This is a genomic window from Streptomyces aurantiacus JA 4570, assembly GCF_000414115.1.
GTDB lineage: Bacteria > Actinomycetota > Actinomycetes > Streptomycetales > Streptomycetaceae > Streptomyces > Streptomyces aurantiacus_A.
In genome coordinates this window covers 121731-137138 of record NZ_AOPZ01000017.1, presented here as the reverse complement: position 1 = coordinate 137138, position 15408 = coordinate 121731, and the positions used below count along the sequence as shown (strand labels likewise).

Sequence of the window (15408 nt, the reverse complement as noted above, 5' to 3'; positions counted from 1 at the left end):
CGCGGCAGAGCCCCTGAGGAGACCGACATGCTGGACATCGCCGAAGAGCTGAACCGGTGGGTCGAGCAGGGACGCGACTTCGCCGTCGCCACCGTGGTGGCGGTCGGCGGCAGCGCGCCCCGGCAGCCCGGCGCCGCACTCGCCGTCGACAGCGACGGCACGGCGATCGGATCGGTCTCCGGGGGCTGCGTGGAGGGCGCGGTGTACGAGCTGTGCCGGCAGGCGCTCGACGACGGCGAGACCGTCGTCGAACGCTTCGGCTACAGCGACGAAGACGCCTTCGCCGTGGGCCTGACCTGCGGCGGCGTCATCGACATCCTGGTCACACCGGTCCGCGCGGACGGTCCCGCGCGGCCGGTGTTCGCGTCCGCGCTCGCCGCCGCCGCCCGGGGCGAGGCGGCGGCGGTGGCGCGGATCGCCGAGGGCCCGGCCGAGCTGATGGGCCGGGTGCTGCTGGTCCGTGCGGACGGCGGCGCGGGCCTTGAGGGCGTCGCGCACGGGGACGGGCCCGCGTACGACGAGGAGGCTCCGTACGCGGCCACGACGGGGTACGAAGGCGGCCTCGGCGGGCACCCCGAGCTGGACCGGACCGTGGCGGGCGAGGCCCGCGCGATGCTGGACGCCGGGCGTACCGGCACCGTGGAGATCGGCGCGGACGGCTCGCGCTGCGGGCAGCCCCTGACCGTCCTCGTCGAGTCCTCCGTACCCCCGCCCCGGATGATCGTCTTCGGGGCCATCGACTTCGCCTCCGCGCTCGTCCGGGTCGGCAAGTTCCTCGGCTACCACGTGACCGTGTGCGACGCCCGGCCCGTCTTCGCCACGCCCCTGCGCTTCCCGGACGCCGACGAGATCGTCGTCGAGTGGCCGCACGAATATCTGGAGCGCACCGAGGTCGACGGCCGCACCGTGCTGTGCGTGCTGACGCACGACGCCAAGTTCGACGTGCCGCTGCTGCGGTGCGCGCTGCGGCTTCCGGTGGCCTATGTGGGCGCGATGGGGTCGCGCCGCACCCATCAGGACCGCAATCGCCGACTGCGTGAAGTCGGGGTCACCGAGCTGGAGTTGGCCCGCCTGCGGTCGCCCATCGGGCTCGACCTCGGGGCGCGTACGCCGGAGGAGACGGCGCTGTCCATCGGGGCGGAGATTGTTGCCTCCCGGCGGGGTGGGAGTGGGGTTTCGCTCACCGGAGCGCACACGCCCATCCATCATGATGGAACGCGGAGGGTTGGCGGGCGGATCGGGTCGGTTGCCTGAGGTTGGCTCCGGACTTCCCGTTGGCCGGGGGCGCCGTTTATCGCGCTTCGCGCTCGTCCTCAAGCGCCGGACGGGCTGCATCGCGCTTCGCGCTCGTCCTCAAGCGCCGGACGGGCTGGATTGTCTCCGGAACGTGAAGTGGACGTTGGTCAGTTGCTCCGAGACGTGCCACAGGTGGTGGGCCGTTTCCGGGTTCGTGGCCCGGGGGGAGAGTTGAACCTGCTTTGGGGCGCCGCGTAGTTCCGCCATGCCGTCGGGGCCGATGAAGTCGCCGCCCGCTGCCTCCGGGGCCGTCGCCGCGTAGAGCTGGGGGAGGGCGCCCTGGTCGGGGGACTGGGCCAGGGGCTTGAGGAGGCGGCCGAAGAGCAGCTTGACCAGGCCCGTCGGGGCGGCCGTCTGCAGGTTGGTGGCGGTGTAGCCGGGGTGGGCGAGGACGCTGCGCACCAGGCTGCCCGCCTCGGCCAGGCGGCGGTGGAGCTCGTGGCCGAAGACGGCGTTCGCGAGCTTCGACTGGTTGTAGTACGCCATCGGCGCGTACCCGCGCTCCCCGGAGAGGTCGTCGAAGAAGAGGCGGCCCTGCCGGTGGTTCGTCGAAGTCACCGTGACCACACGGGAGTCGGCTCCGGACGTCAGCAGGTCGAGCAGGAGGCCCGTGAGCGCGAAGTGGCCCAGGTGGTTGGCGGCGAACTGCAGCTCGTGGCCCTGGGCGCTCAGCGTCCGGGGCGGGGCCATCACGCCGGCGTTGTTGACGAGGACGTCGAGGCGCGGATGGTCGGCGCGCAGGGTGGTGGCGAAGGCGCGGACCGAGTCGAGGTCGGCCAGGTCGAGGCGGCGGACCTCCAGGCGGGCGTCCGGCCGCTCGGCGGTGATTCCGGCGGCCGCCCGGCGCCCCTTCTCCTCGTCGCGCACCGCGAGGATCACGTGCGCGCCCCGGCGGGCGAGGGCCCGGGCGGTCGCCAGGCCGAGGCCGCTGTTGGCCCCGGTCACGACGGACACGCGCCCGGTCTGGTCCGGTATCCGCTCGACGGTCCAGCTCGTCTGCTTCGGCTGCCTTTGTTGCTGCGTCATGCGGCACATGCTGCCTTTGGTGGCATCGAGTGTCAACAGGTTACCGAGTGCCATGCGGGGCATGGTGTGTAGCATGACGGGGTGAATCCTCGTCCCGGTCCCCCCGGTCCCGAAGTCAGCCTGGCCCAGCGCAAACGGCAGCTCGTCGCGGACGAGTTGACCGAGGCGGCGCTCCAACTGCTCGCGCTGAAGGGGTTCGACGGCGTCACCGTCGACGAGATCGTGACGACGGCGGGCGTGTCCAAGAGGACGTTCTTCCGGTACTTCGCGTCCAAGGAGGACGTGGTCGTCCAGTTCCTGGCCGACATGGGCACCGGCATGTGCGCGGAGCTGGCGGCCCGGCCCGCCGGGGAGAGGCCATCGGCGGCGCTGCGGCACGCCGTCTGGGTGCCGCTCGGCGAGTGCGCCGACCACTCCGAGCGGGCGTTGCGCGTCGTCCAGCTCATCCTGCGCACCCCCGCGCTGCTCGCCCGCTTCCTGGAGCGGCAGGCGCAGTGGCGCGACGACCTGGCGGCGGAACTGGCCCGCCGGCTGGAACTCGACGCCGAGGCCGAGCTGTATCCCCGCCTCGCCGCCGGAATGGCGCTGAACGCCTTCGACGCGGTGCTGCACCGGTGGAGCGGCAGCGACGGCGCCGAGGACCCGGCCACGCTGACCGACCGGGCGTTCGCCGTGATCGCTCCGGCGCTGGACGCGGTCGACGGGCGCGGCTGACTCCGGCAAGCCCCGCGGGCCCCCGCCCGCGCCCTTCCGCCCGGCCCCGCGGCTCGGGCACCATGAGGAGGGTGGACCGGCAACAGCACGCCAGGCTCGACGAGTTGCTGCGCGACCCGTACCCGCTGTACGCCCGCGCCCGGCGCGCCGAAGGGCTCACGTACGTGCCCGAGCTGCGGGCCTGGCTGGTCGCCCGGGACGCCGACGTCCGCGAGGTGCTGCGCCGCCCGGACGTGTTCTCGTCGGCCAACGCGGTGCGCGGGGACGTCGTCCCCTCGCAGGCCGCCCTCGCCGTCCTCGGCGAAGGCATCGCCGTCCGCCGGCCCGTCGTCATCACCGCGGACGGCCCGGCGCACCAGCGGCTGCGCGAGCCCATCGTGCGCGGCCTCACCCCGGCCCGCGTGGCCGCCGTGCTGCCGTACGTGGCGGAGCGGGCGGAGGCGCTGGCCGACGCCTTCGCCGCACCGGGAAGCGGCAGGACCGTGGACGTGATGGAGGCGTACGCGCTGCGCCTGCCGGGCCAGGTGATCGGGCATGTCCTCGGGTTCGACCCGGCGGACGTGCCGCTGATGGTGCGCGGGGGCCACAGCACCGAACAACTGCTGTTCCGGCCGCTCCCGGAGGAGGGCCAGCTCGCGGCGGCCCACGACGTGATCGCGCTCCAGCGGCTCCTCGACGGCTACGTACGCGACCGGCACGCCGCCCCGCGCCCCGACCTGTGCAGCGAGATCGTCACCTCGCTGGTGCCCGACGACGGCGACCCCGAGGACGGCGAGGGCGACCCCGAGGACGGCGGCGCCGAACCCGAACTCACCCTCGGCCAGCGCGGCGAACTCATCGCGCACCTGCAGAACTTCCTGCTCGCCGGCCACCTGACCACCACGGCCCTGATCGGCACGACCCTGCTGCATCTGCTGCGCCACCCCGCGCAGTGGAAGCTGCTGTGCGAGGAGCCGGAGCGGATCCCGGCCGCCATCGAGGAGGCGGCGCGCTACGACACCGCGCTCCAGGGCTTCCGCCGGGTCACCACCCGCGCCGTCACCCTCGCCGGCACCGAACTGCCCCCGGGGGCCGAGGTGCTTGTCGGATTCGGCGCCGCGGGGCGGGACGAGGGGCGGTACGAGCGGCCCGACGTCTTCGACATCATGCGCGTCCCGGTCGCCCGGCACGTCGCCTTCGGCCTCGGCGCGCACGCCTGCCCCGGCGCGCAGCTCGCCCGCGAACAGCTCCGCCTCACCCTGGAGCTGTTCACGCGCCGCTTCCCGGGGCTGCGGCTCGCGAGGGACGGGCCGCCGGTGCGGATGCGGCCGACGCTGATCCACCGGGCGCCGGAGGCGCTGTACGTGGAGTGGTGAGACCTGGCCCGCCGGCCGGGCCCCCGACCCATCGGACACGCCCTAGCGGTAGACCTTGCCCGCCTCCGCCTTGCCCGGCGCGAGCAGCTGGGGCACCGTCACGAAGACGTACCCGCGCTTCTTGAGCTCGTCGATGATGCCGGGCACCGCGGGCACCGTGCCCTTGTAGATGTCGTGCAGCAGGATGATGCCGTCCCGGCTCGACTGCTCCAGGACGCGCTTCTGGATCAGCGCCGAGTCGTTCGTCGTGTAGTCCTTGGCCGTCACCGTCCACAGGATCTCGGCGAGGCCGAGGTCGCGGGAGATCTTGTTGACGGTGTCGTTGGTGCGGCCCTGCGGCGGGCGCATCAGCGTCGGCTTCTTGCCTATGAGCTTCTCGATCGCCTTGTTGGGGCGCTCCAGCTCTGCGCGCGCCTCCTTCGGGCTGATCTTGGTGAGGATCTTGTGCGACCAGGTGTGGCTCGCGACCTCGTGCCCCTCGGCGTCCATCCGCTTGACCAGCTCGGGGTACTTCGCGATGTGGTTCTTGCCGAGCGTGAAGAAGGTCGCGGGGACCTTCTTCTCCTTGAGGATCTTCAGCAGTCGCGGGGTGTTCTCGCTCGGCCCCGCGTCGAAGGTCAGCGCGATGCACTTGGCCTTGCCGCAGTCGACGGTGCCGAAGGCGCCCTGCTGTGCGGTCTTCGCGTGCGCCGCGTCCTTGCGGACGGTGCTGGGGGAGACGGTGTCCAGCTTGGTGCAGCCGGTGAGGGCCGCGGTGGCGGCGAGCGCGGCGATCCCGAGAAGGGCCGCGCCGGGGCGCAACCTCGTCGCGGACTTCCGCATCTTGTGTGTAGCAGGCATGAGGGAACTATACACAGAGTGTATAGCTGGGGATGCCAGGGGCCGGTCGGCAGCTCGGCCCGTCCGACCGGCGTGGTCCGCGCGCCGTATCCGTAGGTTTTCTACGTCGTCGTCCCGCTTCTCACCGCCAGTTCGCGCCCGGGACAATACGGAGTATTCGGCGGGGCGGGGCAATGGGGGACACGGTGCGGATTCATGTCCAGGGGCGCGACGCCGAGCGTGCGGCGGCGGAGTTGGTGGCGCTTTCCCAAGGGGCCGCTCGCCTCACGGAGACCAGCACGCCGAAGGACCACAAGGACCCGGTGAGCGCGGCCGCGGCCGTCGTCGGCATTCTGGCGGGGTCTGCGGCGCTGGCCGACCAGATGGTGCGCTGGTGCCGGAGGTGGCGTGACGGCGGAGCGCGGGGCTCGGGCCCCTCGGTCGAGCGGATCGTCGTGGTGGTCGCCGACCGCGGGCAGCTCCTGGAGAACCTGGGCCCGGAAGACCTGGAGCGGCTCTTCCGGCAGGCGTCCGCCGATCCGGATCCCGGCCCGGAGCCGGGCCCGGGCAGTGGTTCCGGCGCCGGTCGGGACGGCGCATAGGCTCGATCGACGGGGCAGACCGCCATGGAGCGTTTCATCAGCGTCCGCATCGACCAGACGAAGGCCGACTCCATACGCCTCCATTACGACTACGGCCACGGCCCCGGCCCTGCTCCCGGCCAGGGGCCGGGACAGCAGGCGGCCCCCGTCGACGTCCCCCTGCGGGAGGTCCAGGAGCGGATCGACCGCGCGGAGACGGACTACTACGCCGAACTGCCCGCCGACCCGGAGGAACGCGCCCGCCGGCTGGCGGCCCTCGTCGCGTACGGCCGGGAGCTGTACGCCCTCATCGACACACCGCAGCGGTTGCTGTCCGCGTACACCGAGCGGACGGCGGGCGGCGAGTGGGACGTCCTCGTCCTCGGGATCGACGTCGGACACGACGCGGCCCGCTTCGCGCACCTGCCGTGGGAACTCCTCCACGACGGCCGGACGTTCCTCGTCACCGCCCCCCACCCCGTCGTTCCGGTGCGGTGCGTGCCCCGCCCGTCGGCGGCCCGCCCGCTCGCCGCGCGTTCCCTGCGCCTCGTGTTCATGGCGTGCGCGCCCGACCTGGCCCCGGACGCAGAGAGCTCGCTCGACCACGACGCCGAGCAGGGCAGCATCTGGGAGGCGACCCGGCGGCAGGGCATCGACCTCGAGGTCGAGGAGTCCGGCGACCTCGACGAGCTGGAGGAGCGGATCCACGACCACGCGGACGGCGCCGTCGACGTCGTCCACCTCACGGGGCACGCCGTGCACGCCTACGACGAGCCCAAGTTCCTGACCGAGGACCGGATGGGCAGACCCCGGCAGGCCGGACTGCAGGACCTGCACCGCTGTCTCGCGGGCCGGGCCCGCGTGCTGTTCCTGTCCGGCTGCCGCACGGGTGAGGCCGCCGACGCCGGTGCCGTGGCCTCGCTCGCGGAGCGGCTCGCGCGCGGAACCGCGCCCGTCGTGCTCGGCTGGGGACGGCCCGTGGCCGACAGCGCGGCGACCCGGGCGGCCGCGATCTTCTACCGGTGGCTGGCCCGGGGCGTCTCGCCGACCACGGCACTCGCCAAGACGTACGGCGAGATGAACACCGAGGTGCCCTACTGGCACCTGCTGCGCATGTACCTGCGGGGCGACCCGCCGGGGCCGCTCGTCGAGCCCGCCCGCGAACGCGGCGGCGCCCGCAGGCCCAGGGACGCCATGGTCGCCGTCGAGCGCACCCCGGGCAAGGCCGAGCCCACCTACCCGGATCCGCTGCGGTTCGTCGGCCGGCGGCGCCAGGTGCAGCAGGCCATCCGGATGCTGCACCCCTTCGGCGACGTCCGCGATGCCCGGCCCGGACTCGTGGTCCACGGCATGGGCGGCATCGGCAAGACGACGCTGGTGGGCCGGGTCTGCCAGCGCCTGGCCGACCAGTTCCACCTCGTCGTCCTGCGGCTGGGCGACGACTACCTCACCGAGGACTACCTCCGGCGTGTCCTCATGGCCGACCCGCGCCTCGCGGACGTACTGGAGGGCGCGGGCAGTGCCCCGTCCTTCCTGGCGCGGCTTCCCGCGGCCTTCGAGCGCTACCCGGGCAATCTGCTGTTCTGGCTGGACGAGTTCGAGTCCAGCTTCCGGCCGGACGAGCGGACGGTCACCGACATCGCCATGGAGGGCGAGCGGCCGATCCCCCGGCCGGAGGCCGTCGAGGTGCTGACGCGGCTCGTCACCGCCCTCGCGCCGACGCGTAGCGGCCATCGCGTCGTCGTCACCAGCAGGTACCCGCTGCGCCTGCCGTGCACCGAGGACTTCGGCACCATCACGCTCGCCCCGCCGCGCGCCGAGGAGATCGGCCGGCTCATCGACCGCCTGACCGACCGGCTCAGCGAGGACCATCCCGCGGGCGGCCTCACGCCGGAGCGGATCGACACCATCCGCGAGGCCGCCGGCGACAACCCGCGCCTGCTCGAGAACCTGTTCCGGGCGGCGAGCCAGGGCATCGACGTCGGCGACGACCTGCTGCGCGTACGCATGCGCGAGACCCGCGACCGCATGCTGGACGCCGACATCGCGCTGCCCCTCCTGCTGTCGAAGGTCTCCCCGGCGAGCACTCGGCTGCTCCAGGCCGCGGCGCCGTATCACACCCCGGTCCCCTGCGGAACGCTCGCCCGGCTCACCCAGGAGCCGGCGGACCAGGCGCTCGAACACGCCGACCGGCTCGCCGGGCTGAACCTCCTGGAGCGCACCTGGCGGGACGGGGCACCGCGGTTCGTCGTGCCGCTGCTGCTGCGCGGGCGGCTCTCCGCGCAGGACGCCGTGGCGCACCGGGCGGCGGCCGGGTGCGCGACCGCTCTCGCGGCCGAACTGGGCGACTTCCTCGACGAGCCGGACGTACGACGTCTCGACGAGCCGCTGCTCCAGGAGGTGCGGCGGCTCGCGCTCGAGGGCGGCGACAGCGGACTCGCCGTCGACGCCACCGTGGCCCTCGCCGAGATCCACGACACGTACGGCCGCTACGGCGAAGTCGCCGCGCTCTGCCACCAGATCCTCCCGCGCGCCCCCGAGCACCGGCTCTACCGCGTTCTCGCCGCCGCCGAGAGCGAACTCGGCCATGTGAGCGAGGCCATCCGCTACTTCGACGAGGCACTGACGACATACCCGCCCGAGACGGACCGCGAGCGGGCCGAGACGCTGGCGACCGTCGTCTGCGAGTTCACCTTCCACCTGCCGAACACGCCGGACACCTCGCGCCGGGACATGCTGACGGAGGCCATCGAACTGGCCCGCGGGCACGGCGGGATCCAGCCCGTCCTCGTCTTCGCGCTGCGCACCCTCGCCCGCGTCCTCGCCATGACCGGCGACAGAACCCAACACCCCACGATCAAGGCCCTGTTGGACGAGGCCGAGGGCATCGCCCGGACCATCCGGGACGGCGGCGGCCACGCCAACGCCGTCAGATTCGACCGGGTGTGCGCGGTGCTCCTCGACCGCGGCGACTACCGCGCGGCGGAGGGCGAACTGGCCGTCATCCTCAAGGTGTACGAGCAGCTCGGGCAGCCCCGCAACGCCTCCGTGGTCCTGCTGGACGCGGCGCACAACTGGCTGGACCTCGGCGAAGTGGAACAGGCGGAGAAGCTCGCCGACAAGATCAGCGCGCTCAACCGGACCCTGAACTACGCACGTCTCGACGTGGGCCACGACCTGCTGCGCGGCAGCATCGCCCTCCACCGCGGCGCGTACGAGGACGCCGAACAGCACTACGCGATCACCTCCCACAAGGCGTCCGCGCTGCACGACGAGGCGAGCGAACTCTCCGCGCTCAGCGGACGCGTGCAGTGCCGCAGGCGTCTCGGCGACAAGAAGGGCGCCGACCGGCTGCTCCAGGAACGGCTGCTGCGCCAGGAGGAGTTCCGCTCACCGACGTACCGCGTCGACCTGCTCCTCGCGGCCGTCGAGCAGTACGACGTGACGTCCGAGAGCGCCATGGACGAGGCGGACAAGGTGGGCGAGGTCCTCGAGATGTCCCGCGAGGCGGCTTCGCTGGCCCGCATCCAGGGCCTTGCCGCCCGGGAACGCCGTGCCTGGGAGTCGTTCTGCGCCGCGGCCGAGGGGAGCGGCGGCCTGGTCGACGAGCGCGAGTCGGCGCTGCGCCGCGTCCTCGAACTGGAGCCGGACCCGGAGGCCCGGGTGCCGCGGCTCATCCAGCTCGGCAGGCTGCTGCTGGGCGCGGAGCGGTTCGCCGCGGCCGGGCAGCCCCTCGCCGAGGCGCTGGCCGCGGTGGCCGGGGGCTGGCAGGAGGCCGAGGTCCGCGGGCTGCTCGCCGAGGCCGCGCGCGGCAACCAGGACCATCGCGCCGCCGCCGAGCAGCTCACCGCCCTGGTCCGGCTCCGGCTCCAGCCGGCCGAGGCGAGTCACCAAGGGCACACCCTGGCCGTGGGCACGCTCCGCGAGCTCGCCGCCGCCCACCGCGCCGACCACGCCCAACACCGCGCCCGCACGTGTCTCCTCGGTGCCCGCTCGCTCGCCCGGCAGATTCCCCACGCGGAGCTGGAGCACGAGATCCTGGAGGAACTCGCCGACCTCGCCAGGGAGTCCGGGAACGGCTACGAGGAACACCTCTGGCAGCGGGCCGCCGAGTCGGCGCACTACCGCAAGCTGCCGCTCCGGGTCCTGGTGACCCGGGACGTGGGCCGCTTCTTCGACTCCGCGCTCGGCGGCACCGCCATCGAGGAGACGGATCGGCTCCGCACCCGTTTCCACGAGGAGGAGGGCTGGACCTTCCCCGGCGTGCGCTACAGCTACGGCGACGAGCTGCCCGACCGGTCCTACGCCGTCCTCGTGTGGGGCGACACCGTCCACCAGGCCCCGCTCCCCACCGACCACGTCCTGCTGCCGGCGCGGCCGCCGGACGGGCGGACCGGCCGCGTCACCAGTGAACTCGGCGTTCCGGCCGTGGAATGGCTCACCGACGAACAGTCCGCCGGCCTGCCGACCGAGGACCCTTCCCGCGTGACCCTGGCCGCCCTCCGCGTGCTCGCCGCCCGGTACCGGGAGCGCATCGAACCCATGGAGGAACCACCACCGCCACCCGACCCCGGCATCGAGGAGCTCACCGTCCAGCAGATCCTGGACCGGCTCTGAGAGCCTGTCCTCGAGAGCTACTTCTTCGGTTCCCGGAAGCGCCCGAACGCCTTCGTGAGGGCGCCCAGCGGTGAGCCGCCCGCCTTGGCCGAGCCCGGCGCGGCCGGCTGGGCCGCCGCGTCGCCGCCGGTCACCTCGGCCAGCGCGGCGTTCGCCGCCTCGGCCGCCTCGCGGTACAGATCACGGGACTTCGTCATGGCGTCGAGCGCCTCGGCGTACTTGGTCACCATGTTCTGGGCGTGGGCCAGCTCCTCGTCCGGGGTGAGCAGGTGCCAGCCCTGGCGCAGCCGCGTCAGGGCGCGCTCGGCGTCGGCGGGCAGCGGACGCGGCAGCGCAGCGAACTCCTTGATCCTGTCGAGGAGTTCGGCCGGTTCCGAGCCGTCGAGGAACACACTGCGTACGGTGAAGCGCTCGGCGTCGTACTCCGGGCCCTGCGCCGTGGGCAGGACGACGGCGCCGCCGCGCGGCATCCGCACGCCCAGCTCCCGCTTCATCGCGAAGTCGGCGATCTGTGCCTGTTCCGGCGTGCCGCGGTGCTCGACGACCCGGTGCCGCAGGCCCGGGGGCAGGAACGTCGAGATCGGCTGCTGCCCCTTCGCGTCCGGCGTCATCGCCTCGTGCACCACGACGTGGAGGAACCAGCTCTCGCGGGTGCAGTCCCGCAGCCGGCGGCGCAGCTCGTCGTCGTCCTTCGGCAGCTGGTTCGTCGTGCGCAGGCGTACGTCCGGCACCGTGTCGTGGTCCCAGGGGACCTGGTCGCTGTCCGGCCAGAACATGGTGGCGGGCGAGGGCCAGCGCGCGTCCCACGGCTGCTCCGCCTCGGCGGCGAGGACCCAGGTGACGCCCTCGCCCTCCTTGCGGCGGCCCTCGGGGTCGTACGTCGTCAGCTGGGCGCGCACCGTGACGTCGTCGGCCACGCGCCAGCGGGCCTCGAAGAGGCGGCGGGCCGACGGGCCGGGGTCGGCGGCCTCGTCCCGCGGGTGCAGGACGGTGGCGCGGGCCGCCTCGACGGGGTCGAGGTCCAGGAAGTCGTCGAGCACCCCGGCCGCCTTGAGGGCGATCAGGTTGCGCCGGACGTCCTGCTCGGGCTCGGGCCCGGGGTGGCGCCCGCGCCCCAGCCACGCGGTGTCGGGGGCGGTGGTCGAGGAAGCGGTGTTCTTGGCCATGGAATCGTTCTGTCAGTGGTCGGGGCCCGACCAGTATGGTCCGTGAACCCGCCGAAGGGGGGTGCCCCCTCGCCCACTCACCCGAAGTCGGACAGTTTCTCATGCTGCCCGAGCCCGTCCCCGGCCGCCCGTGCCCTGGCCTCGCGGGCCCCGGCCGCCTACGCCCAGGGCGCGGCGACATCGACGTTCTTCGCCCGCATGTCCTTGCTGTCGAGCAGTTTCCTGCAGATGGCCTTGCCGAGGCCGGGCGCGCGCATCAGGCGGCTCATCCCCGCGCGCACGATCAGCTCTTTGCGGTCCTGCGGGGTGAACATCCGCCGCCCGCTGACCAGCGCGCTGTCCTGCTGCGTACGGATGAACGGCCTCATCCGCGCCTCCCAGGCCCGCAACGCGCCGTGCACGTCGCCGTGGTGGCGCCGGAGCATGGTGCCCAGCAGCTCCCCGCCGGCGATCCCGCTGGAGACCCCCATGCCCGAGTACAGGGTCATGCACCAGGCGGCGTCGCCGATCAGCACGACTCGGCCGCGGTGCCAGCTGTCCATTCTCACCTGCTGCACCGAGTCGAACAGGGCGTCGGGGGCCTGCTCGTAGCGGGTCAGCAGTCCTTCCAGCAGCGGGCCGGTCGGCTCGGGACCGAACGCGGCGCGGAGGGACTCGATCGGGGGACGGCTGAACTCGGCGTCGACGTTTTGGGTGCGGTACGAGAACAGCAGGCTCGGCGCGCGGTCGGCGAAGGGGAAGGCCCACGCCGAACGTCCCGGCTCGGCCAGGATCAGCCCGTCGGACAGGCCGAATCCGTCGACCGGCCCGTCCAGGAGGGTGACGCCGATCATGTAGTTCATCGGGTACAGGTGGCGTCGGGGGCCGAAGGCCAGCCCCCGCACCGTGGAGCGCATGCCGTCGGCGCCCACGACGAGGTCGAAGCGCTCGTCGGCGGTGGTGTCGGACGCGGTGTCGCGCAGTGTGACCCGCGCGCCGGAATCGTCCTGGACGATGCGGGTGGGCACGGTCGAGTAGCGGATCTCCACATCGTCCGGCAGCGCCGCGAAAAGCCCTTGTTCCACATCGCCGCGCAACAGCGGGCGGGGGCCTCCGTCCAGGGCTCCCAGGTGCACTCTGGGGCGACGGTTGCCGTTGCGGTCGACGTCGTACAGGGCGACCCCCGGCCCGCTGCGGTCGCCGATCCGCTCCAGCACGCCGAGCCGCCGCGCGGAGGCGACGCCCGAGCCGAACAGCGCGATGTAGTACCCGCCCGAGCGACGGGTCGGCGCCCGCTCGACCACGACCGGATCCCAGCCGATCTGCCGCAGCCGCACCGCGGTGGCGATGCCCGCGATGCCGAGCCCGACCACCAGCGCCCGGCCTCCCTTGCGTGCGTCGGACATGGCAGTCCCCTTCCCTGGGCGTGTCTGGAGCTGTGTGCCGCGCGGGCAGCGCGTCAAGTCGAGGAGCGGGCCGGTCACTTCGGTCCGGACAGCCAGGTGATGGTGGCGGTGCGAGAGCCGTACTTGGCTCCCCGGGTCGCGCCTTCCTTGAGTACGACCGCGGGACGGCCGGCGAGGTAGTGCCGCCGCGCGCTGTCGTCGCGCCGGGACAGCTGGATCACGCCGTCCCGCCGGCCGAGGGTGAGCCCCGTGCCGAAGTACCCCATGGAGTACGGCTCGGGCTCGCGGCCCCGGATCAGCCGGGCCAACGTGTCGGCCGCGTGGGCTCCTTGGGGGCCCGCCGTCTGGCAGGCCGCGCGGGAGCCGGGGACGGCGGCGCAATCGCCGACGACGAAGATCCGCGGGTCGCTCACACTGCGCAGATACCGGTCGACGACGGCGCGGCCCCGGTCGTCGACCTCCAGGCCGCTTCGCTCCGCCAGGTCGGGAATGCTGCCGAGGACGGCCCACAGGGTCAGGTCGGAACGCAATTCCCCGTTCGCGTCCGACCGCAGGCGCACGCTGTCGGCGCCCTTCTCCCCGCGCAGTACTTCGGTCACGGAGTCCTCGAGGACCGACACCTTCAATCGCTCCAGGCCGGCGCGCACTCGACGCCGGGCGCCGTCGGAGAAGGTGGCCGCGAGCCGGTTCCCCACCAGCCGTACGCGCAGGTCGGGACGCCCGTCGGCGACCTCGGCGGCGGTCTCGATGCCGGTCGCTCCGGTACCGATGACCGTGACCGTGGCGCCCGGGGGAAGGTCCGCCAGTGCCGTGCGGGCGTACTCCGCGCCCTCCCACGTTCCCACCGGGACCGTGCCCGGCAGTGCTGTGACCGTGCTCCCCACGGCCAGCACCAGGTGGTCGAAGTCCGCGGACTCCCCGGTGTCCAGGGTCACGCTGCCGTCACCGATCTTCTCCACGGCCGCCAGCCGCACCGCGACGCCCGCGCGCAGCATCTCCGCGAGAGGCGTCGCGACCTTTCCGGTGCCGGCGACGTGCTGGTGCAGCCGTACCCGTTCGACGAAGTCCGGGCGCGGATTGACGACGGTGATCTCCGCCTCCGGCACCTTCTTCGCCAGCCGGTTCGCCGCCAGGGTCCCGGCGTACCCGGCACCTGCCACGACGATCTTCATGGTTGCCTCCTGTATCGGTTCCATGAAGTACGACGAGACGGCCCCTCAAAACGTGAGGTGCTCGGCGTTCGGCGCCGAAGAGGAACGGCGTCGGCGCACGGCGAAGCCTCCAACGGCGCCCGGCCGTTGGAGGTCGCCCATGGGTGGTTCCTCTTGTGTGAGGAAGTGGTGGGAAGCCTTTCGGGTCAGCGCGCGGCCGGCGGGGCGAGGCGGGAGAGGTAGTTGGTCGACCAGGCGTCCGTGGAGTAGGCGTACATCGAGCCGTCCGGGCTCGTGGTCAGCTGCAAGACATGGGTGCCGTTGGTGAGCGAGGTGTCGGCCACCCACGAAGTGCCGTTCCAGCGCAGCAGCTTCGGGTCACCGGACTTGTTGACCTGTACGCCGACGTAGGTCTGACCGCCGTGGACGGCGATCGACTTGACGTAGCCGGCGGGGATGTCCCTCCTCGTCCAGGTCGTACCGTCCCAGTGCCACACGTGCTCGAGGGAGTGGACCCACACGTCCTTCGGGCCGTTGCTGACCACGTTGTCCAGAATGTTCCGGTCGCCCGGCGTGTCGGGAAGCCGCACCTCGCTCCACTTGGTGCCGTCGTAGTGCATGGCCAGCGGCTGGTAGTTGGCCACCTCGTCACTCACGGAGCGATAGCCGACGGCCCAGATGTCGTTCTCGGACCGCACGTCGACGGACTCGAAGTTTCCGTCTATGTCGGTGAACGTCTTGGTGTTCCACTTCTGGCCGTCCCAGTGGGTGACGGTCGGGTTCCATAGGGTGTTGGTGGTACGGGTGTTGCCGACGCCCCATAGGCTGGTTCTGTTGACCGCCTCGGCGTCGAGAATCTCCAGGCGCTTGGTGTCGGGGGCCATGTCGGACGACCACTTGGTGCCGTCGTAGCGGTGAACGTGCCAGATCCCGTCGCCCACGTGCTTCCGGCCGATCGCCCACAGGTCGTTGGGGCCGGTGCCGGCCAGCGTGTCGAACGCGACGTCGGTGGGCGGCTTCAGCTGCTTCCAGGTGCTGCCGGACCGCTGCCACAGCTTCGGCGCGACGGGGCCGCACAGCTCGATGCACGTGCTCATCGTCCTGGCGTAGGCGTTCTGGCTGTCGAAGGGCAGCAGCGACACGGTTGCGTAATCCTCGGGGGCCGGTATCGATTCCCAGCTCGCCGCGGCGTTCGCGGGTGACGCGACCAGGCCGACGGCCAGGGAAGCGCCCGCGAGGAGGAGCGTGGCGGTGCGCCGGCTCCGGGAAGTGCTCTGGTTCATGTGGTGCTCCTTGAG

11 protein-coding genes are annotated in these 15408 nt (G+C 72.7%); 5 read left to right on the top strand and 6 right to left on the bottom strand.

Going from position 1 to position 15408, the window contains the following annotated elements:
* The first annotated feature begins 27 nt into the window (after window positions 1-27).
* Window positions 28-1254, top strand: a complete 1227-nt coding sequence (locus tag STRAU_RS02435; protein WP_016638636.1) for an XdhC family protein — start codon at window positions 28-30, stop codon at window positions 1252-1254.
* A gap of 99 nt (window positions 1255-1353) precedes the next feature.
* On the opposite strand, the gene STRAU_RS02430 is transcribed toward STRAU_RS02435, so the two are convergent.
* The gene (locus STRAU_RS02430; RefSeq protein WP_037657121.1) at window positions 1354-2322 is read right to left on the bottom strand and encodes an oxidoreductase; all 969 of its coding nucleotides are present in this window, start codon (window positions 2320-2322) and stop codon (window positions 1354-1356) included.
* Between the two features lie 81 nt (window positions 2323-2403).
* Here STRAU_RS02430 and STRAU_RS02425 point away from each other — a divergent pair, with 81 nt between their 5' ends.
* Entirely contained in the window at window positions 2404-3036 is a 633-nt protein-coding gene (locus STRAU_RS02425) for a TetR family transcriptional regulator (protein ID WP_016638634.1), read from the top strand.
* A 71-nt stretch (window positions 3037-3107) separates the two neighbouring features.
* The gene (locus STRAU_RS02420; RefSeq protein WP_016638633.1) at window positions 3108-4391 is read left to right on the top strand and encodes a cytochrome P450; all 1284 of its coding nucleotides are present in this window, start codon (window positions 3108-3110) and stop codon (window positions 4389-4391) included.
* Window positions 4392-4433: 42 nt separating this feature from the next.
* Here the strand turns inward: STRAU_RS02420 and STRAU_RS02415 are convergent, their stop codons facing one another.
* Entirely contained in the window at window positions 4434-5213 is a 780-nt protein-coding gene (locus STRAU_RS02415; protein ID WP_037657120.1) for a polysaccharide deacetylase family protein, read from the bottom strand.
* Between the two features lie 203 nt (window positions 5214-5416).
* Here STRAU_RS02415 and STRAU_RS02410 point away from each other — a divergent pair, with 203 nt between their 5' ends.
* Window positions 5417-5812 (top strand): hypothetical protein, encoded by a 396-nt coding sequence (locus STRAU_RS02410; protein ID WP_158691997.1) that lies wholly within the window; start codon window positions 5417-5419, stop codon window positions 5810-5812.
* A gap of 24 nt (window positions 5813-5836) precedes the next feature.
* Window positions 5837-10408 (top strand): CHAT domain-containing protein, encoded by a 4572-nt coding sequence (locus tag STRAU_RS02405; protein ID WP_016638629.1) that lies wholly within the window; start codon window positions 5837-5839, stop codon window positions 10406-10408.
* Window positions 10409-10425: 17 nt separating this feature from the next.
* Here the strand turns inward: STRAU_RS02405 and STRAU_RS02400 are convergent, their stop codons facing one another.
* The 4 genes from STRAU_RS02400 to STRAU_RS02385 form a co-directional block, all read right to left on the bottom strand.
* Window positions 10426-11574, bottom strand: coding sequence for a hypothetical protein (locus STRAU_RS02400; protein WP_016638628.1), 1149 nt, complete (start codon window positions 11572-11574; stop codon window positions 10426-10428).
* A 158-nt stretch (window positions 11575-11732) separates the two neighbouring features.
* Window positions 11733-12959 carry an FAD-dependent monooxygenase gene (locus tag STRAU_RS02395; protein WP_016638627.1) on the bottom strand — a complete coding sequence of 409 codons (1227 nt, stop codon included), beginning with the start codon at window positions 12957-12959 and terminating at the stop codon, window positions 11733-11735.
* Window positions 12960-13033: 74 nt separating this feature from the next.
* Complete coding sequence (locus tag STRAU_RS02390) at window positions 13034-14131, bottom strand: NAD(P)/FAD-dependent oxidoreductase (protein WP_016638625.1); 1098 nt, start codon at window positions 14129-14131, stop codon at window positions 13034-13036.
* Window positions 14132-14316: 185 nt separating this feature from the next.
* Complete coding sequence (locus STRAU_RS02385; protein ID WP_016638624.1) at window positions 14317-15393, bottom strand: hypothetical protein; 1077 nt, start codon at window positions 15391-15393, stop codon at window positions 14317-14319.
* Between the last annotated feature and the right edge of the window lie 15 nt (window positions 15394-15408).

Bases quoted from the DNA above. Each gene is read 5' to 3' on its own strand.
- STRAU_RS02405 (WP_016638629.1), top strand. From the start codon at position 5,837: ATGGAGCGTTTCATCAGCGTCCGCATCGACCAGACGAAGGCCGACTCC.
- STRAU_RS02400 (WP_016638628.1), bottom strand. From the start codon at position 11,574: ATGGCCAAGAACACCGCTTCCTCGACCACCGCCCCCGACACCGCGTGG.
- STRAU_RS02430 (WP_037657121.1), bottom strand. From the start codon at position 2,322: ATGACGCAGCAACAAAGGCAGCCGAAGCAGACGAGCTGGACCGTCGAG.
- STRAU_RS02395 (WP_016638627.1), bottom strand. From the start codon at position 12,959: ATGTCCGACGCACGCAAGGGAGGCCGGGCGCTGGTGGTCGGGCTCGGC.
- STRAU_RS02435 (WP_016638636.1), top strand. From the start codon at position 28: ATGCTGGACATCGCCGAAGAGCTGAACCGGTGGGTCGAGCAGGGACGC.
- STRAU_RS02415 (WP_037657120.1), bottom strand. From the start codon at position 5,213: ATGCGGAAGTCCGCGACGAGGTTGCGCCCCGGCGCGGCCCTTCTCGGG.
- STRAU_RS02390 (WP_016638625.1), bottom strand. From the start codon at position 14,131: ATGAAGATCGTCGTGGCAGGTGCCGGGTACGCCGGGACCCTGGCGGCG.
- STRAU_RS02385 (WP_016638624.1), bottom strand. From the start codon at position 15,393: ATGAACCAGAGCACTTCCCGGAGCCGGCGCACCGCCACGCTCCTCCTC.